The following is a 17,455-nucleotide window of genomic DNA, read 5'->3' on the forward strand; positions in this document are numbered from 1 at the left end:
CCTCCCACCCGAACTCGGCCACGACATCGGCTACGCCTCTGACAACCAAACCCCACCCCGATCGCCGCCGGATAAGATGTCAGCGCTCTCGATACAGCCCCCGGAAAAGTTGGGCCGCCTGGATGAGCGGGATCAGCGCAGCGTGGGCGGCAAGGAACCTCTTAGCAGTTGACCGCCGGGCGGGCGATCTCATCCATCAGCATTCGCAGAGTCAGCGAGTGTTTCTCGGGCGGCAACGCATCCAGTGCGCCGCGCGCCAGCGCTATCCCCTGCTCGCGATCACCGGCGCGAACCAGCATCAGTCCGCGATGCATCTCGAGGTGGGTCGCGAACCGTGGCAGCGTCGGCGGCAACTCCGCGCGAGCCGAATCCTGTGCCTGCACAGCGATCCGTTCCTCACCCAGCCGAGCAGCGAGCAGCGACACGAATACGTTGAATCGCCACCAGGGCACCGCGTAATCGGACTCTTGTTCCTCGCTCCCCACCCGATCGAACAGGCGTCGGCCGTTTTCGGTGAGTGACAAGGCACCGGAGCGATCACCTTTTGCCGCAGCCACATGCGCGGCACCCATGATCGCGTTCAACCGTCCCAAGCTCGACTTCTCGGAGATCTGCACAGCCTGACGGGCGAACAACTCAGCGAAGGGCAACGCTGCCGCTTCGTAGCCGAGCGCGATGGCTGCCCTGCCCCGCACCCACACCCGTATCTCGTCATCGCCGGATCGGTCGGCGGACTCGGAAGCCATCTGGTACCAAGACACGGCCTTGGAGCCGTCGTTACCGCCGAATGTCTTGGCGTACAACACCATCAGCCGTGCCGCAGCGGCCCACATGCGCGGCATATCGAGCTGCTGTTGTGCCACGACGAGATCGGCGGCCAAGCGCTTTTGAATCTCTCCGGCACCGAGGGTCATGTAGTCGTGCCCGTACGTGGTGAGCGTGTTCTCCCACTCCTCGATCGTCGGCCCGCCCCCGCGCAACTGTTGCGAAAACCCTTGCGCCAACAGGTCAGAGGCAACGACCGGCGCAATAGCCGTGGCAGCCGTATAGGCCAAGAATTGTCGTCGGTCCACATCACCCTCCAGCACAGATAGCGGCACGTCGAGCACCGCCGACAGATGGCGTAGCCAGAACGCGCTCGGGGTGGTGCAACCGTTCTCCCAACGTCGCGAGATGTACTCGCGGGAGATCGTCGTTCCCGAGTGCGCGGACAACTCATCAGCAAGTTTGCCTTGTGCCCAGCCGCGTGCTTTACGCAGATCACGGATGAGTGCCCCTGTGGCGGTGCCCATGGGTTCGATCATTCCCGCCGTAGGCGTCCGGGGAAAGGTCCGGACCCGCATCGGCCCGAGATGCCACTAGTGATGCCACTACCAACCTGCTATCGGTCGCCAGCGCGGGGTGTATCGCGGTGCCGCACCGCCGAATGCCACGGACCTTGCCACTGCGGCCCGACACCGGGCATCGATCAGGCTTGGTGTCAGCACTCGATGCCGGGTTGAACCGGCCGTCCGAAGTCCCCGGCATCGAGTGCCCGCCAACTGTCCTGGAGGCATTGCATGCTGGTCAGACAACTATCGGATCGAGAGTCCTTGCGTCGCACCAAGACTGACGACGGCCAGCAAGCTACCTGGCGGCTCGTAGGTCAAGAGGCGAAGATCGTCTCTGTCCTCGTGCCCTCGGACGCCCGCCCGGCGTATGTCTGGCCTCACGAGCCCATGCCTGCGGCACCGCCCGGAACGGTCGCCTTCGGTGCCGACTGCCCGGATATCGCAGAGGCCCGACTACGGCTACCCAAGTTGGGGCGGCTGTGGGATGCCGTACGAGATAAGTTATGGGAGTCACCGAGAGAATATGGTCCACCGATAAGGAAAGCAGCAACCCGATGACCAACGGTGCCAACCCTGAGCCCTATCGGAATCCGGGAGACTATATGGCCCCGCAGCTGAAGACGGGGCTCAAGGCCGATCTGTTACCTGAGGAGACATTGCGATATCTACTGGAAGCAATGGACGGAATGAGGTTGGGCCGCCCTACTGAAATTTCGCTGGAGGAAATGGCAGACGCATATCTGGAGGCTGTAGCGAAAGTCAATGTCGAGCATTTCAATTGGTGGCAGGAACAATGAGTTCACCGCACTACGTTCCGGAGCACACAGACCTTATCGGACTTTACGGTCACATCGAATGCCACGTTCGTCGGGTGTGGTCATCATGAGCAGCTCGGACGAATCACCGATACCGGGCGAACGCGATGTGCGCCTGTCCGTCCATCTAGACAGTATGCGCCTCGATTTCGCTGCCTGTCTCACTGCAGCCCTGCTGTTCATCCAAGACTTCCGCACTCATCATTTCCCGGATGAGGTGCACGTACTGTCCGGTGACATCATCGGATTACCTAGGTTGCCCAATGAACGTCTCTACCTCGAGCCCTGACCAGCACCCATTCGGCCGGTCCCATAAACGAAACTCCACGGTGCACGATGATTGGCACAGCGAATTCCTTTGCACAGCAACAGAAGTCTGAAACCACCTACCTCGATGTGGCAGCGAACGACCACGGCTACGAAAAAGGGCTCCTCGTTCACCGCGCGCTGACCCGGGTGCCCGATCCTGACCCCCACATTGTCGAGATAGGCCCTGGCGGCGGCGCAGCCGTAGCGTTCCTGGCCTCCCAGTTCGAGGATGAACCCCGAGATGTTCGGCTCACCTTGGTCGAGGTACCCGGCGTCCAGTCGCATTCTCTTAGTCGAGCTGTCGATCGGTTCAATACGATAGGCACGTGTGCGCTGGTACACGGCTGGGCGCAGGATATTGCGACGCTGGTCAGCGGCCCAGTCGATGTCATCAGCGCATCGGCACTACTGCACGAGGTCTACTCCTATGGGGGCGCGTACAGCGGGCTCCACACGATGATCCGCACCTTTCCCAGCGTGCTGAAACCCTACGGATTCTTCGTCTATCGCGACGTGTTCGCCGTGGATGCGCCCTCATTGCACGAGCGCGCAGTGCAGTCCTACAACGCCCGATCTTGGCTGCAATTCCTGCGGATGTTCCTACCTCACTATCTGCACGACGGCACCCATCCCTACCACCACCACGACGACGAGATCGTGGTCCACCAGAACTCCCGAATCGTCGCCGCACCCAATCTCGATCCCCGCATCTGCGCAGTCATCCACGCACCGATCGGGATGTTCCGCGAGGCACAACGGCACTACATCACCCTCCGCGATCACGTGTGGCGATCGGGAATCCTGGGATTCATCCCGATCCTCGACGGTCAACTCTCCGGAGACTGGATAGACTTCCGCAGCGGGCATAAACGAGTGCACTTCACGTTCAACGACAGCACCCGGATGTCCAGCAGCGATCACACCAGCATCACCGCGGTCAGCGAATCCTACGGCGATCACCACGTCATAGACGGCGACATCTTCGACGCCGTAACCGATGTCGCCCTCAACCTGTTCCTCCGAGCGGTCGAACGCGGCGACACCGATTGCACACAGGTATGGGGAACCTGGCTCGCGCGCGAGGGCCGGGAAACCTACGCCTATCTGACCGCCGACGAACTGCTGACTGCGTTCGCGATGCACTCGGCCGAAATGTGCACGAACATGCCGCCCTCGGCGCTCATGCCCGTGCTCCCGGAAGATGTGTTCGTGCGGGAACGCCACTACTACAACCGATTCCTCAACAAGAGCCTCGCCAACCCGTTGACAGACGCCAAACAAATGGTGCTGTTCCAGAACATTCCACTCACCGACACCGAAGCACTCCAGCGTGCTCTCGGCACGATCCGCGGGCACTGCTCCAAATCCAACCTCGCCCGCGTCCACACCGCCATCCACACGAGAGGATGATCTGAGCCCATGCACCTGATCGAGGTCGAGCGCAAACGCGAACTCCGCAACCCCAGCACCCTCCACCAGCGACTCACCGAACTCGGATACAAGCAGGCCGGGCACCTGACCGAAGTCGACACCTACTACAGCCGACCCGATGTCGACTACATGAAAACCGTTGAATGCCTTCGCATCCGGCACCGCGATGGTTTCGCCGAGATCACCTATAAGCCGCCATCGACCTCCACCACGCACAGTCATGCCGATGTGATCGCCAAACGCGAAACTAATGTCACCCTCAGCGGCCCCGAACAGGCTGACGCCGCCAACCAACTCCTCACCGCGATCGGCATGGTTCAACTCGTCCGTGTCGAAAAGGACCGCACCACCTACCGACACCCGGAACGGAAGGACATCATCGTAAGCATCGATGCCGTCACCCACGCCGGAACCTTCGTCGAAACCGAAGTCACCGCCCTCGATCCGAATGCGGCAACCGTCCACCTCGAAGAAGTCGAAACCGAACTCGGAATCGCTGCGCACGCGGTCGTGAGACTCCCGTACCGCGATCTCGTTATGGCTGCCACCAACTGACCAGTCCCACTTGATCATCAGGATTCATCCATACCGCGCAATCCGGTCGAACACATACCGCCCGAGAGGATAAGAGCTACCCGCGACACCGAGCCGTACCCCACCCCCGCAGCTCCCTCGCATTTGCCTACCAGCCCCCATTACGCCTGGCGAGGTCACCCTCGCGCGAAATCACCCGTCCTTGAAGTACTGCCGCGCCCTTCCAGGGCTTGCCACGAAATCACGGAGTGCGTAACCAAGACGCGACCCCGACGAGTTGTACCATCTCTGCACTCCATGAAGCAGGAGCTGCGAACGAACAGCTGACGTGGGCTGACATGATCCTGTGCATGGTGTCAGGACTTTGTAGGCGCGACGCACGGGGGCAAGCGAAAACGGCTCGTTCCGTGTCGGTGCCACCCACTATCATCCCACCATGCAGATCACCGAGGTCACCCGTGACGCCATCATGGATGAGCTGCGTATCGGCCAGATCTGGTGGGCTGGACGGCTAGACGAGCTGACCTTTCTTGCACGCCTGTACCCCCTCGATGAAATGCCCTCGTACGACACCCGTTTCAATACAGCACGTGACGACATCCGGCAGCATCGAGAGAACAATCTGGACTGGGAAGACGAGTGGGTCTTCACTGACGACCGCTTGGAACTCGACAAGAACGATGAGAAGTTCCTCCAGTTCCTAGCGATGACAGTGCATCCCGTTGTTCGACCCAACCGGGGCGAAGCGCTAGAGCTGGCCGGGATGTACAACCGTCACCTGTGTATGGACGGCTGGGAGCTGGCCGAAGCCGCCCAGATCTCCGGGCGGCCCGTGTTCGCAGCCAGGAGCTCGCTGACCGTGCCGGGGCCGGTCAGGCAGATCACGAAGCACGTATCGGCCGGAGACGTTACCTACGTCGCTCAGCAGATCACCCGCATGGAGACTGCGATCGACACTGATCCCGAGCTGGCGATCGGCACCGCGAAGGAGCTGATCGAAACTACCTGCAAGACCGTTCTTGAAGGCATTGGCATCCATGTGGACAAGAAATGGGATGTCCCGCAGCTACTTCGGGAAACGACGAAGCAGCTGCAACTCGCCCCGGACTCAGTTGCATCGACCGCCGCTGCGACTGACTCGATCAAGCGCGTGCTCGGCAGCCTTGGAAACCTGGCAGCAGGTGTCGCCGAACTGCGCAACTCGTATGGGACGGGACACGGCAAGGCAACTGGTACCAGCGGACTCGGCCCACGGCATGCGCGTTTGGTCGTCGGTGCCGCCTCGACCCTCGCTGTATTCCTCTTCGAGACCTACAACGAGCGCGCCGAACGACAGAAGCTGACCAGCACAAATAGCCGAAAGGGCACGAGTTCATGAGGTTTGACGACATAGAGCACGTTTGGCCTGCCGAACACCATGATCTCAATACCCCGCCAACCCATCAGTCGCACCCTCTTGGATATCGGATGGCAGCGGCGCATGGGCCTGTACGGCCGTATTCAAGGGTATCGGCGAGCTGCTGAGATCCTGCATCACGCAATGCTCGCCGATCAATCAGTCCGCGACTCGGACACCGTTGTCTTCCCCTACGCGGCATGCTGGCGTCATCACATCAAACTTCAGCTGAAATCTGTCCTGGTGCAGTTATGGGCGATGTGTGATCTGCCAGCAAAATCTGCCCACCATCACAAGATCGACCAACTATGGGCAGAAACACAGAAAATCATCGCCAGAGAATTTCCCGAGGAGACATTTCACCCCCGCCAGCAGTGCCACTTCCTCCCGGCGCAACCCGGCCACACGTCGATTACCACCGAAAACGGGCAGCCCCGCCCGCTGAGGCGTGATACGGGCACGACGGGTACTGAGGAACTCCCGCACCTCCTTGGCCTGCTCGTGCCTCTCGCTGCCGCTCACATCACCACCGTAGGCCGGGCGGCGGCGTGCCGGGAGGTACTGCCGTTACCCGGAAGAGCAGGCACTCCCCCGCGCCCAGGGGCGGCACGTTAACTGGTTCCGGCGCCCCGAGAGGGGCACGATCCCCCTGGATGTCTCTGTTGAACTGAAGGAATACGGCATGGAATACACGCGGCTCGGTACGTCAGGACTGAAGGTCAGCCGGATCACACTCGGCTGCATGAGTTTCGGCGACCCCTCACGCGGCAACAACCGGTGGACGCTCGACGATGAGCAAGCCGAGCCCATCTTCCGGGAGGCCGTCGAGCTCGGGATCACGTTCTGGGACACCGCCAACGCCTACGGCCAGGGGGCGTCCGAGGAGACCGTGGGCCGGGCCATCCGCAAGTACACGCGGCGCGCGGACATCGTGCTGGCGACCAAGGTGTTCTTCAAGGTGGGCGACGGCCCCGGCGGCGCCGGGCTCTCCCGCCGGGCGATCATGGAGCAGGTCGACGCGTCCCTGGCCCGCCTCGGCACGGACTACATCGACCTGTACCAGATCCATCGCCTCGACCCGGACACCCCCGTCGAGGAGACGATGGAGGCGCTGCACGACGTGGTCAAGGCGGGCAAGGCCCGCTACATCGGCGCGTCGAGCATGTGGGCGTGGCAGTTCTCCAAGATGCAGTACACCGCGCGGCTGCACGGCTGGACGGAGTTCATCTCGATGCAGAACCAGTACAGCCTGGTGCAGCGCGAGGAGGAGCGGGAGATGTTCGGCCTGCTCGCCGACCAGGGCGTCGGCTCAATCCCCTGGAGCCCCCTCGCCAAGGGACGCCTGGCCAGGCCGTGGGGCGAGCAGACCGCCCGCAGCAAGACCGACGCCGTCGCCCGCCAATTGATGCCACACGACGACAAGCCGATCGCCGACGCGGTGCAGGCGGTCGCCGCCGGGCACGGCGTCCCGATGGCGCAGGTCGCCCTGGCCTGGGTGCTGCGCAACCCCGTGGTCTGCGCGCCGATCGTCGGGCCCACCAGGACCGGGCACCTCGCCGACGCGGCCGCCGCGCTGAGCCTCCGGCTCACCGACGAGGAGGCGCAGCAGCTCGAAGCGCCCTACACGCCGCGCATGCCCAGCGGCATACAGATCGCCGTGGGCGGCCCCGGGGCGGCCCCGCGCTGAGCCCGGTCCGACTCTCGCGCCGGCGGCGATGTCGCCAGACTGCCCAGCGCATGATTAGGCAGTCGCGGGCGGCACCGCGCCCACACGCTGTCCGACTCGACACCGTCGCCCTCGATGACCACGGCCGTGCGCTGCTGCAGCACCGCCACCGATGGATCGTCGGCAGCATCGGATTCGAAGCCCCCGGCGGCATCGTGGAGCCCGACGAAGCCCCAGAGGTGTGCGCGCCGAGAACTACTCGAGGAAACCGGGTTCGAAGTCGGCCATCTGGAACTCGTGCGTCGCAATCATGTCTCCGCTATGTCCAACAGAACTTTGCCGACCGTTCCTTGTTCGACCGCGTCCTGCGCCGCCGCAGCTTCCGCGAGGGGGAAGTGATGGATCGGGAGTCCAGAGTCCTCACCGATGCGGAAGCCGCCAGCGGCGATGGCCGCCGTCACGTCACTCGCTGCCTGTGCCAGTGCCTCGGCGTGCAGGGAGTACAAGACGAGGTATTGATATCGGAGGTTCTTGAAATAGGTTTCCAAAATGGGTACCGAGTATTCGTCACCTCCGTGCTTGGCATAGATCGATATGGTTCCGCCGGTTTTCACAACAGCAAGGTCCAGTGCGTTGTTCTGGGCTGGAGCGACCTCCACGACCAGGTCCACGCCGTCGGGCGCGGCGGCGCGTACCGCGCTCTCGACATCGCCTTGCCGATAGTTGATCACATGGTGGGCGCCGGCGGCCTTTGCCAACGATTCCTTCCTTGTCGAACTCACCGTTGTGACGACGTTTGCACCCGACCAGCTCGCCAACTGGACTGCGGCGTTGCCAACTGCGCCTGCACCGCCCTGTACCAGGACCGTCAATCCGGTCATCGCGCCCGGTTCAAGATGCGAGGGGCCGCGATCGTGCACTGTCAGAGCACGATGCGCAGTCAGGGCTGGAACCCCGATGGAGGCACCGATGTCGAAACTCACTCCATCGGGCAAAGGAACGACGCGGCTGATCGGTTGCACTACATACTCGGCCGCTGTACCGGAAGGCTTTTCATGCTGGGCGAGCATCAGCCAGACGCGATCGCCAACGGCGAAATCAGCTACCTGCGGGCCCACCGCGTCGACGATGCCAGCGCCATCCTGACCAGGCGTGACTTCATCGAACGGCAGGGGTCGGATTCGGAATCGCCAATCGGTGGGATTGACTCCGGAACGCATCAGGCGTACCCGAACTTCGCCCGGACCGGGCTCGGGAATGTCGCGCTCGGCCAGAGACAGAACGTCGGAGGTCCCGGGGCGGGTGTAGACAATGGCTCGCAAGTCGAGGCTCCTGACTAAAGACTGAGATTGGTTTTGCCGTTACTGCCTCGATAGTGAAGGAAGTTGACCCATTCGTATGCAGAGGCAGCGTCTAATGTCAGGTTTAGCTGTTCGGCCACTCGTCTCTTCACAACACGCTTGGTCAGAGCAAGCGCATAGGCGGACTTCGACAGAAGTTGACGAACCATGTCGTCAACGACCTGATCCAGTTCAGCCGGGGGCACGGCGTAATTGATCGCACCCATGTCGGCCAGTTCGGTGGCCGTGTAGGGCTTGGCAAGAAGTAAGTATTCCATCGCTTTGGCCGGGAACATATGCAAGGGCACCAGCGCACCTCCGCCGTCACCTGGAACAGTGTCGAACCCAAAGATCTTCTGCAGGTCCATATGCACATCGGCCACTATCGCGTCTTCCCTGGCGACGATCAGGTCGCAGCCGAACATGATGCTTTGACCGAACCCGATACAGTCTCCATTAACTCGAGCGATCACCGGCTTTTCCATTTCGGCCAGCGTTTGCTGAGTCAGCCGAACACCCTGGAACCCTTTCCACATCCAATCCGGAAAGTCGATCGGCTCGGGATCGAGCCTTTTGCCCTCTGCGTAGGGCGGAGCCGGCAGAATCCACGGTGCGCCGTCGTCGATGCCAGTGATGACTACAACTCTGACCGCATCATCCTCTCGCAATCGTGCGAGCGCCCGGCCGAGGTCGAAGTGGAGTTCAGCTCGAGAACCCCGCGCGCCGAGAACGGCTACTCGTTCCGTGGTCAACAACCGCACAGTCGCCACGGCTTTACTGATCTCCACTTCGACCGATTCGAACAACTCATAACCAACGGACGTCACCATGCGACATCTCCTCACCTTCGGATTTCTGGAGTGCAGCCACCAAAGCATCAGCGCGACAAGCTGTCTCGCTGCCACCCTAGGGCAGCGCTCGATGAAGAGGACCGCCATGTCGCGCACCTGGCGGGCACGCTCCGGGTCCTCACGGTCGGACCCGAGGGCGCCTCCGCATCAATCAGTCACCTATGTGGAAGAAACTGTTCCACATAGGTGACTGTATCGCGGCCCCAGAGAAAATGGAAGCATTACTTCCGGTTGCTACGCTGAGGGCATGGGTGTGAAACCGCTACGCCGAGATGCGATCGAAAGTCGCGCTCGGATCATCAGCGCTGCGCGAGTGGTTTTCGCCGAGCATGGTTGCGAGGTGCCGCTGTCCGAGATCGCCGCTGTCGCCGGGGTAGGGGTGGCAACGCTGTCGCGCCACTTCGACCGCGCGCAGCTCGTCCAAGCCGTCATCGAACAGCGCCTGCTGGAGCACGTGAACACCGCTGACGACGCGCTCGCGTTGGCTCCCGAAGAGGCGATCCTCTCCTACGTGCGGGGCCTATGCGCTCGTGGGCTCGTCGATCGCAGCCTGATCCGAACGTTCACACTCCCGCTGCCGGACTCGCAGATTGCGGGTGGCTTGCGTCGCCAGCTCCGACAGCGGCAACTGAAGCTCATCAGGGCTGGGCAGGATGCGGGCGTGCTGAGGGCGGGTGTGGTTCCCGAAGATCTTCTTCTCGTTCTCCTGGCTGTGCAGTGCAGCATGGAGAGCACGACCGGAGGCGCCGCGTGGGAACGTACGCTGGCAATCCTTCTCGCCGGGCTATCCGATGCCGCCACAGATCGCGAGTTGCCGACGCCCCCCCGGCTGGACGACCTCATTCAACCTGCCAACGGTCCACGACCGGGGCGACGGCCCAGCTCGCTCTCGAAATCGTGACACCAAGCCGGGCGCCAATAACTCAGCTGCGGCCTTCCAGCGCTGCCCGGAAACGTGCGTAACGCGGGGCGCCGATCCACCGCCATATCAGCGCAACGGGTCCGGGCATGTTCTTCTTCAACCATGCGGCGCCCCCGTCGGGCTGGGCGGCGAGGATGGCGCCGAGCATGTTCCAGAGCTGACCCTTCGGGGTCGCGGCCCGGCCGTGCTTGCCGAACCAACTCTCCTCGCGCTGGGTGAGCACATGCTCCATGACCGGGACGATGGTGGCTTCTTCGTCCGGGAAGTGTTCGGCCATTGCCGCGGACACTCCGTGGATGGCCGAGCGGATGGGTTCGGCGGCTTCCCTCGTCGCGGTCGCGCGCCAGGCGGGCAAGGTCCGGTCGAGGTCTTCGAGGTGCGCCAGCATGCCGGCGTGCTGACGCTTCATCCGGTCGACATGAAGGACGCATGCGGGTGCTCGGTCGGTCACCGTGTCCCAGAGTCGTGAGTCTTCCCCCTCGTGGTGTGCGTGGAGCGCGGTCGAGATCAGGTTGAGTTGCGTGGCGACGGCCGTCGCGTGCTTCGTGTCGCCGTCGGCGACCCCGTCCACGAGTGCTGTGGCTTCGTCGAAGGAGCGCCGGAGCGCGCGGTGGATTTCGAGCATCGCGCTCGCGTCGCAGGTTCTCGGGCCTTTGAAAGGCTCACCGACAGGCGACGTCTCGGGTTGGCTGAGCGATGTCATTGGAAACTGATCTCCCGTTCCGGTTGTATGAAGATGGTGCGTGGGGGTGCAGGATTGTCGAATCAGAGGGTGGCGAGTGCTCCGCCGTCGACCGGGAGCACGATCCCGTGGATGTAGCTCGCGGCATCCGAGACGAGGAACGCGACGCTGCTGGCGATCTCTTCGGGCTGACCGGGGCGCCCGGCAGGGTCGCCGTTGGTCATTTCGAGGATGCTGGGGCTGACGGCGCCGAGACCGGGAGTGACGATTATTCCGGGGCTGATCGCGTTGACGCGCACACCGCTGGGGCCGAGCTCCGCCGCCCAAGCGCGGGTGAGAGACTCCACCGCGCCCTTGCTGGAGGAGTAGACCGAGCCGGTCGCGACACCCATGTTGGCCAGGCCGGTGGAGAAGTTCACCACGGTGCCGTCGCCATGCTCGACCATGGCCGGTACCAGGGCCTTGGTCAGGAAGAACAGCGCCTTGACGTTGACGGCGTAGATCTGATCGAAGGCGTCCTCGGTAACGTCGGTGAGCGGGGCGTACGGGTAGACGGCGGCGTTGTTGACCAGGATGTCGACCCGGCCACCGCCGATCTCCAGGGCCTGCTCGGCCAGGGTGCGGACGCTCGTGGGGTCGCGCAGATCGGCTGCGACGAAGTCGGCCCGGCCACCGGCGGCGCGGATCTCGCCTACTGCTGCCTCCCCTCGTGCGGTATCACGCCCGGAGACGATGACGTGGGCACCCAGGGCGGCCAGCGTGTCGGCGGTGGCGCGGCCGATGCCGCTGGTGGAGCCGGTGATCAGTGCGGTCTTGCCGGCGAGTTCAGGCGTGGTGGCCGTGCTCTGGGTGGTCATGGCGTGCTGCCTTTCGGGTCTGCGAATGGGCGTGTGATCGGTGGGGGGACGGTATGGGTCGTCTCATCGGACCGGTGGGGTCCGGAGGTGCTCACCGTTACTTCTCGACGGTCGCGGCGTGTTGGACGGCTTCGTGCGCGGTGTTGCCGGTCGGCCGATAAGTTTCACCAAATCCTCGCTCGCGGTGAACAATTCGCCGCGAGCCAGACCGGCATCGGCGTCGGCCATCTCCGGGGGCGCGTCAGTTCCAGCCGCCGTCGGCTTCGATGGTGGTGCCGGTGATGTAAGACGCGTCCGGGGAGAGCAGAAACGCGACCACGGCGGCGATTTCGTCGGGTTGGGCCAGCCGGCCCAGTGCGCTCATCGAGCGCAGGAGCGTGTCGAACGGGACGTCGGTGAGTGCGGGGTGAATGTAGTGGGGGGCGTACTCGGTCATGCGGGTGGCGGTGGCGCCGGGGGCGATCGCGTTGATGGCGATGTTCCTTGCGGCCAGTTCGGGGGCGAGATTGCGCACCATGGCCGAGATGGCGGCTTTGCTTGCCGCGTACAGGGCGTGGTGATAGACCGCCAGGCGCACACTGACCGAGGAGCTGAGCACGATCCGGCCGCCGCCGGTCATCGCGGCGACCGCCGCCTGGGTGACGAACAGTTGTCCGGCCACGTTGGTCTGGAAGAGGCGATCGAAGTCGGCCTGGGTGATGGATTCCAACGCGCCGAAATGCTCGACCCCGGCGTTGCTGACCAGCAGATCCAGGCCGCCGAACTCCGATACCACCGCGCCGACCAGTTCGTGGGCCTGCGCCGCGTCACTGATATCGGCCGGGAAAGCCGATGCGGCGCACCCGTTGTCACGCAGTTCACCGACGAGCTCGTCCGCGACGCCCTGATCTGATCGATAGTTGACCGCGACCGCGGCTCCCTGGGAGGCGAGCCGCCGCACGATCGCGGCGCCGATTCCGCGGCTGCCTCCGGTGACCAGGACCCGCTTGCCGGCCAGGGTTGATGTCGGTGTCATGGCGATACCTACTTTCGTTCTGCTTCTCGGGATGTGAACAGTCCTCGGCCGCCTATCGGAGCCAGCAGCAAAGTAGTAAGGATTGTTTACTAATATAGTCATACAGCAGAACCAGCGACAAATGCAACAGGTACGAAGTCACCGAGGGGCAGATGGCGCAGCGCACGCGCCGACGCGGTCGGTGGCGATCCGGCTGGGCAGGGTTGACGTAGGGTGTGAAACTCGTGGATCAGGTGGGCGACGGAGCCGAGAGCGGTATGGACGACGAACAACGGGTTGATCTAGGGGTGTTGTTGTTCATCCCTTACCGGTACACCGAGGATCGGATTTTCCGGGCCTTGCAGGATGCCGGGTTCGACGACTGGACCCTTGCCCAGTGCCGGGTGTTCCAACGCATCGCCCCGGATGGTTCGCGGCTCACGGATCTCGCTGACCAGGCACAAATGACCAAACAGAGCGCCGGTGTGCTGGTGGATCAACTGGAACGCCTGGGCTATGTCCGCCGGGTTCCCGATCCTGCGGACGGCCGCGCCCGGCTGATCGTGATCGAGGAACGTGGCCGGCGGGCGGTCGAGGTGGCCGCGGCGACACTCGACGAGATCTACTCCCAGTGGAAGACCTACCTGGGCACCCGCAACTTCGGATTGTTGCATCAGATCCTGGATCAACTCCGCGAGATCACCGACCCCTACGAGCGGTAACCCGGCCGCGCCGCGCCGGCCGCCCCCCATTCCTGTTCGCCCCGAGCCGCCGGGGCAGCGAGCGCAGTCAGCCCAGACTCGTTTGACATAGTCAGCTATTTTGACTAACTTAATCAATGTTCCTGACTAATTTCCGACGACGAACAGATGCGTGTCATCTGTCGATCGCCACGGCTTCGAGGAGGCACGATGAGCTTCGACACACGCGCGGGCATGCGCGGCGGCAAGGTTCCCTCGGGACGCTTCGTCCGCATGTTCAACACATTGGCCGAGCGATGGCTGCGCCGTAAGGGCGGCAGTTTTATGGGCTTCAACGCGCTGGTGCTGACGACCACCGGCGCAAAGACCGGCGCCGAGCGCAAAACGCCGGTCGGCTATTTCCCCGACGAGGATGGAAACTGGCTGATCGTGGCGTCCGCGAACGGCGCGGCGGGCAATCCGGCCTGGTATTACAACATCGGCGCGCACCCGGACGAAGTCCGCGCGGAGGTCGATGGCCGCACGGTCGCCGTCGCGCCCCAACAGCTGCGCGGGCCCGAGCGCGAGACAGCGTGGAAGCGGATCACCGCAGCATCACCCCGGTTCACGCAATACCAGGACAAAACGGATCGCGAACTGCCGATCATTCGCCTGACGCCGCAGTCCTGACCCGCTCGCAATCTGTTCCGTGTAGTCGGCGCCAAACTATCCGACGGCGTCCAGGGCCTGGATGATCGATTCCGCAGCGGCCAAGACGGCAACTGCTATGGGTGTGGTGCGCCATCCGAGACGCGCTCGAACGATTCGACTCTGCTGAGGTCGAGTTGGGTCTGCGCAGGACTCCGTCATCCTGCGCCTCAGCCCGATACCGGACCGGCGATCGGGTCACTCACGTGTTGTCCGTAGCGTTCGATCTCGATCTGCCGCAACGTCTTTCCCCTGGTTTCCGGCGCCCACACCGAGCCGATCACCAGTGCCGCGGTCAGCAGGGCGATCAGCAGCAGGCCGACCGAGGTCAGGCCCGTCGCCGCGAGCATCGTCGGGAAGAAATAGCTGAGCAGGCCGGTGGCGGCGCGGACCACGAAGAACATGAAGCCCTGTGCGCTGGCTCGGTACGGTGTCGCGAACAGCTCGCTGGTCCACAGGCTGTAGAACGCCTGGGCGCCCAGGCCGCTCGATACTCCCCAGAGCACCGCGAACAGCAGCAGGGTCGGCATGCCGGAACTGGTGAAGAACACCAGCACGCACCAGCCCAGCACGCCGAGCGCCGCGCCCACCAGATACAGCCAGCGCTGCGACACCCGGTCGGCGAACGCCATGAATCCGGCGTACGTGGCCAGCACCGTGCATCCCCACACCAGCACCTGCAACAGATCCTGCTGCACCGCGCTGTGCACGCCCGCGCTGTCGTACACCCGGGGCATGAAGATGCCCGCCTGCCCGGCGACGGTGTTCCAGAACCCGTACACGCCCATCAGCACCAGCAGCGCGGTGATATTGATCCGGCGAGAGAACAGCCCGCGCAGACCGCGCATCCCGACCGGGGAATTCGCGCGCAACGTCTGCGAGCCCGGTGCGGCTTCCTCTGTCCAGATCCGGGATTCGGCCAGGCCCTGGCGCACCCACCAAACGATCCCGGCGACCACGAACAGATGGATGAAAATGATCCGCGAGCCGAGCAGTCCGAGCGGTGCGAGCGCGGCGGCCAGTGCGAAGCCGATCAGCGGTCCCATCGACCAGGCCAGCTGCGCGGTCCCGACGTGCCGGGCACGCGCGGTGGTCGGCGCCTGTTCTGCGATATAGGTCCAGGAGGCGGGCACGCCCGCGCCGACCGCGATGCCGGTGATCAGGAATCCGATGAGCAGCATGCCGAAATCCGCTGCGCAGGCGGCGATCAGCACACCGAGCATGTAGACCAACAGGTCGTAGGTGTAGATCGCCTTGCGCCCGAAGCGATCACACAGCGGCCCGCCCAGTCCCGCGCCGATCGCCGCGCCGAATGCGTTGGCGCTGAAGGCCGCCAGCACGCCGACGGCCAGATTGCTCAGCCCGTAGGCGTGCTGCCAGAAGGTGAGACTGGTGGCGATCGCGATGATCGACCCAGCCTCGATGTAGTTGGACATGGCGACCGAGATCGTCGCCCGCCAGCCTGTCGTGGATCGAGCGCCTAACTTCATGGGACTTCCTTGTCGATCGGACCGAACCGCCGCTGCGACATCCGGTCGGGAAACGGGGTTCACCCGGAATCGGTCGAGGTGGAAGTACTGCACGAGCCGTCGCATCGACCCGTCGACAGGAAACAGACTCGCTCGACAGCGTCCCTCATCCAAACTCCGAGTGAAACGTTTCAGTTTGTTACCGGCGTCACTTTAGAGTCGTATTGTGTCGCGCGTCAACACCCGCGACCGGCGGATCATCCAACGCCGTCGGCCGCGAGGTACGCCGGATCGCCAGCGCGCCGAGCCACCCCGGTAGTCGACGACACATCCGGATGCCACGTGCGTAGACCACCGCATCCAACCGCCCCCGGGATATCCCCTGTCGCGCAGAGTTCGCCCATCGGCAATCCGTCAATCACCGGCCCCGGACCGACAACAGACCCTTAAGATGTTGATACGCAATGGCTCTCGAGTATCGCGTAGGGAGGAGGCGAGAACGATGGATCCGATTGTCACCGGGCCCCTGCTGGTGGGCGCTTTGCACAAGGTTCTGGATTCCGCTGCCGGGGAGGCCGGCAAGCGGGCCTGGGATGCGCTGACGGGGCTGATCACACGATACCGGTCCCGATCGCAGGAGAAGGAAGGGCTCGGCGAGACCGTTCCGGAGACCGACGCCGAGATCGAAGCACTGGTGCGGCGCATACTCGACATCGTCGCCACGAATCCGCAACTGGCAGCGGAGCTTCGATCGTGGCAGGCAGAGGTCGATACGGCGCTGCCGAGCACGGTGTCGAACACCGTTTCCGGCAACGTCCAGGGGAATGTGGTTCAAGCCCGGGATATCTCAGGGCCGATCACATTCGGCTGACCGAGCACGACGCTCCCCCGATGCTCACGCCTCGTGCACCGCTTCGAGGACACCGCGGATGAGGCGGGAGGACTGCTCGGCCATCTGGTCCGCGGGGATCGGCCGATCGTGTTCGAGCCACCATACGATCGACTGGACGAACACTGCCGAGATGACGCTGGGCACCAGGTCGTCCGCGGTCCGGCCGGGCAGATGCGCGGTGGACATGGTGGCGAGCGCCTTGCGCATTCGGTCGGCGAACCACGGGCTGCCCTTCTTGCCCAGCAACGCGCCGTAGAGGCGGTGGTAGCTGTCGATGTGGCGCAGGAAATCGGCCCAGCGCTGCCCGGGTGAGCGGGTTTCGCCGTCGTGGCCGTCGATCATCTCCGCCATCGCCTCGTCGAAGATCTGCTCGACGAGCTCGTATTTGTCGCGGTAGTTCCGGTAGAACGCGGCCCTGCTGATCATCGCGCGGGAGGTGAGTTCACCGACGGTGATGCGGTCGAAGCCGCGGTCCTCGATCAATTCCACCAGCGCCGCGCGCAACAGGACTCGAGTCCGGCGAACCCGCACATCCGGGCGAGACATTCATCGGCTCCTTGTCTCGATCGACGCATTGT

18 protein-coding genes are annotated in these 17,455 nt (G+C 63.7%); 10 read left to right on the forward strand and 8 right to left on the reverse strand.

The window, feature by feature from the left end; genetic code table 11:
* Positions 1–161: 161 nt before the first annotated feature.
* The gene (locus tag JZ791_RS45470; RefSeq protein WP_254206798.1) at positions 162–1,292 is read right to left on the reverse strand and encodes a helix-turn-helix domain-containing protein; all 1,131 of its coding nucleotides are present in this window, start codon (positions 1,290–1,292) and stop codon (positions 162–164) included.
* 542 nt (positions 1,293–1,834) lie between these two features.
* Here JZ791_RS45470 and JZ791_RS33920 point away from each other — a divergent pair.
* From JZ791_RS33920 to JZ791_RS33945, 6 genes are all read left to right on the forward strand, one after another.
* Positions 1,835–2,128, forward strand: a complete 294-nt coding sequence (locus JZ791_RS33920) for a hypothetical protein (protein ID WP_216900267.1) — start codon at positions 1,835–1,837, stop codon at positions 2,126–2,128.
* Positions 2,129–2,213: 85 nt separating this feature from the next.
* Positions 2,214–2,435: a hypothetical protein gene (locus JZ791_RS33925; protein ID WP_216900269.1), complete on the forward strand. Its 222-nt coding sequence runs from the start codon at positions 2,214–2,216 to the stop codon at positions 2,433–2,435.
* 107 nt (positions 2,436–2,542) lie between these two features.
* Positions 2,543–3,865: a hypothetical protein gene (locus JZ791_RS33930; RefSeq protein WP_308163242.1), complete on the forward strand. Its 1,323-nt coding sequence runs from the start codon at positions 2,543–2,545 to the stop codon at positions 3,863–3,865.
* A 9-nt stretch (positions 3,866–3,874) separates the two neighbouring features.
* Positions 3,875–4,441 (forward strand): class IV adenylate cyclase, encoded by a 567-nt coding sequence (gene cyaB, locus JZ791_RS33935; RefSeq protein WP_216900274.1) that lies wholly within the window; start codon positions 3,875–3,877, stop codon positions 4,439–4,441.
* Between the two features lie 415 nt (positions 4,442–4,856).
* A complete protein-coding gene (locus tag JZ791_RS33940) occupies positions 4,857–5,798 on the forward strand; it encodes an abortive infection family protein (RefSeq protein WP_216900276.1) in 942 nt (313 codons plus the stop codon).
* A 700-nt stretch (positions 5,799–6,498) separates the two neighbouring features.
* On the forward strand, positions 6,499–7,503 hold the full coding sequence (locus JZ791_RS33945) for an aldo/keto reductase (protein WP_216900278.1): 1,005 nt from the start codon (positions 6,499–6,501) through the stop codon (positions 7,501–7,503).
* A gap of 287 nt (positions 7,504–7,790) precedes the next feature.
* Here JZ791_RS33945 and JZ791_RS33950 read toward each other — a convergent pair whose 3' ends face one another.
* Entirely contained in the window at positions 7,791–8,804 is a 1,014-nt protein-coding gene (locus tag JZ791_RS33950; RefSeq protein WP_216900280.1) for an NADPH:quinone reductase, read from the reverse strand.
* Between the two features lie 14 nt (positions 8,805–8,818).
* A complete protein-coding gene (locus JZ791_RS33955; protein WP_216900282.1) occupies positions 8,819–9,652 on the reverse strand; it encodes an enoyl-CoA hydratase/isomerase family protein in 834 nt (277 codons plus the stop codon).
* A 268-nt stretch (positions 9,653–9,920) separates the two neighbouring features.
* Here JZ791_RS33955 and JZ791_RS33960 point away from each other — a divergent pair, with 268 nt between their 5' ends.
* Positions 9,921–10,574: a TetR/AcrR family transcriptional regulator gene (locus tag JZ791_RS33960; RefSeq protein WP_216900284.1), complete on the forward strand. Its 654-nt coding sequence runs from the start codon at positions 9,921–9,923 to the stop codon at positions 10,572–10,574.
* A gap of 22 nt (positions 10,575–10,596) precedes the next feature.
* Here JZ791_RS33960 and JZ791_RS33965 read toward each other — a convergent pair whose 3' ends face one another.
* The 3 genes from JZ791_RS33965 to JZ791_RS33975 all read right to left on the reverse strand — a co-directional run bounded on the left by JZ791_RS33965 (position 10,597) and on the right by JZ791_RS33975 (position 13,149).
* A complete protein-coding gene (locus tag JZ791_RS33965; protein WP_216900286.1) occupies positions 10,597–11,220 on the reverse strand; it encodes a hemerythrin domain-containing protein in 624 nt (207 codons plus the stop codon).
* 140 nt (positions 11,221–11,360) lie between these two features.
* A complete protein-coding gene (locus tag JZ791_RS33970; RefSeq protein WP_216900288.1) occupies positions 11,361–12,134 on the reverse strand; it encodes an SDR family NAD(P)-dependent oxidoreductase in 774 nt (257 codons plus the stop codon).
* A 241-nt stretch (positions 12,135–12,375) separates the two neighbouring features.
* On the reverse strand, positions 12,376–13,149 hold the full coding sequence (locus JZ791_RS33975; RefSeq protein ID WP_254206799.1) for an SDR family NAD(P)-dependent oxidoreductase: 774 nt from the start codon (positions 13,147–13,149) through the stop codon (positions 12,376–12,378).
* 257 nt (positions 13,150–13,406) lie between these two features.
* On the opposite strand from JZ791_RS33975, the gene JZ791_RS33980 reads away from it, so the two are divergent.
* Both JZ791_RS33980 and JZ791_RS33985 read left to right on the forward strand, forming a co-directional pair.
* Positions 13,407–13,850, forward strand: coding sequence for a MarR family winged helix-turn-helix transcriptional regulator (locus JZ791_RS33980; protein WP_216900326.1), 444 nt, complete (start codon positions 13,407–13,409; stop codon positions 13,848–13,850).
* A 189-nt stretch (positions 13,851–14,039) separates the two neighbouring features.
* Positions 14,040–14,498: a nitroreductase/quinone reductase family protein gene (locus JZ791_RS33985; protein WP_216900290.1), complete on the forward strand. Its 459-nt coding sequence runs from the start codon at positions 14,040–14,042 to the stop codon at positions 14,496–14,498.
* Positions 14,499–14,686: 188 nt separating this feature from the next.
* Here JZ791_RS33985 and JZ791_RS33990 read toward each other — a convergent pair whose 3' ends face one another.
* Entirely contained in the window at positions 14,687–16,006 is a 1,320-nt protein-coding gene (locus JZ791_RS33990; protein WP_216900292.1) for an MFS transporter, read from the reverse strand.
* Positions 16,007–16,487: 481 nt separating this feature from the next.
* Between JZ791_RS33990 and JZ791_RS33995 the strand changes: the two genes are divergently transcribed.
* The gene (locus JZ791_RS33995) at positions 16,488–16,856 is read left to right on the forward strand and encodes a hypothetical protein (RefSeq protein ID WP_216900294.1); all 369 of its coding nucleotides are present in this window, start codon (positions 16,488–16,490) and stop codon (positions 16,854–16,856) included.
* A gap of 24 nt (positions 16,857–16,880) precedes the next feature.
* Here JZ791_RS33995 and JZ791_RS34000 read toward each other — a convergent pair whose 3' ends face one another.
* A complete protein-coding gene (locus tag JZ791_RS34000) occupies positions 16,881–17,423 on the reverse strand; it encodes a TetR/AcrR family transcriptional regulator (RefSeq protein ID WP_216900296.1) in 543 nt (180 codons plus the stop codon).
* Positions 17,424–17,455 lie beyond the last annotated feature (32 nt).

The sequence above is a fragment of the Nocardia alni genome (genome assembly GCF_019038435.1).
GTDB lineage: Bacteria > Actinomycetota > Actinomycetes > Mycobacteriales > Mycobacteriaceae > Nocardia > Nocardia alni.

Coding starts and splice junctions, on each gene's coding strand:
- JZ791_RS45470 (WP_254206798.1), bottom strand. CDS start 1,292: ATGGGCACCGCCACAGGGGCACTCATCCGTGATCTGCGTAAAGCACGC.
- JZ791_RS33920 (WP_216900267.1), top strand. CDS start 1,835: ATGGGAGTCACCGAGAGAATATGGTCCACCGATAAGGAAAGCAGCAAC.
- JZ791_RS33925 (WP_216900269.1), top strand. CDS start 2,214: ATGAGCAGCTCGGACGAATCACCGATACCGGGCGAACGCGATGTGCGC.
- cyaB (WP_216900274.1), top strand. CDS start 3,875: ATGCACCTGATCGAGGTCGAGCGCAAACGCGAACTCCGCAACCCCAGC.
- JZ791_RS33940 (WP_216900276.1), top strand. CDS start 4,857: ATGCAGATCACCGAGGTCACCCGTGACGCCATCATGGATGAGCTGCGT.
- JZ791_RS33945 (WP_216900278.1), top strand. CDS start 6,499: ATGGAATACACGCGGCTCGGTACGTCAGGACTGAAGGTCAGCCGGATC.
- JZ791_RS33955 (WP_216900282.1), bottom strand. CDS start 9,652: ATGGTGACGTCCGTTGGTTATGAGTTGTTCGAATCGGTCGAAGTGGAG.
- JZ791_RS33960 (WP_216900284.1), top strand. CDS start 9,921: ATGGGTGTGAAACCGCTACGCCGAGATGCGATCGAAAGTCGCGCTCGG.
- JZ791_RS33965 (WP_216900286.1), bottom strand. CDS start 11,220: ATGCTCGAAATCCACCGCGCGCTCCGGCGCTCCTTCGACGAAGCCACA.
- JZ791_RS33970 (WP_216900288.1), bottom strand. CDS start 12,134: ATGACCACCCAGAGCACGGCCACCACGCCTGAACTCGCCGGCAAGACC.
- JZ791_RS33975 (WP_254206799.1), bottom strand. CDS start 13,149: ATGACACCGACATCAACCCTGGCCGGCAAGCGGGTCCTGGTCACCGGA.
- JZ791_RS33980 (WP_216900326.1), top strand. CDS start 13,407: ATGGACGACGAACAACGGGTTGATCTAGGGGTGTTGTTGTTCATCCCT.
- JZ791_RS33985 (WP_216900290.1), top strand. CDS start 14,040: ATGAGCTTCGACACACGCGCGGGCATGCGCGGCGGCAAGGTTCCCTCG.
- JZ791_RS33990 (WP_216900292.1), bottom strand. CDS start 16,006: ATGAAGTTAGGCGCTCGATCCACGACAGGCTGGCGGGCGACGATCTCG.
- JZ791_RS33995 (WP_216900294.1), top strand. CDS start 16,488: ATGGATCCGATTGTCACCGGGCCCCTGCTGGTGGGCGCTTTGCACAAG.
- JZ791_RS34000 (WP_216900296.1), bottom strand. CDS start 17,423: ATGTCTCGCCCGGATGTGCGGGTTCGCCGGACTCGAGTCCTGTTGCGC.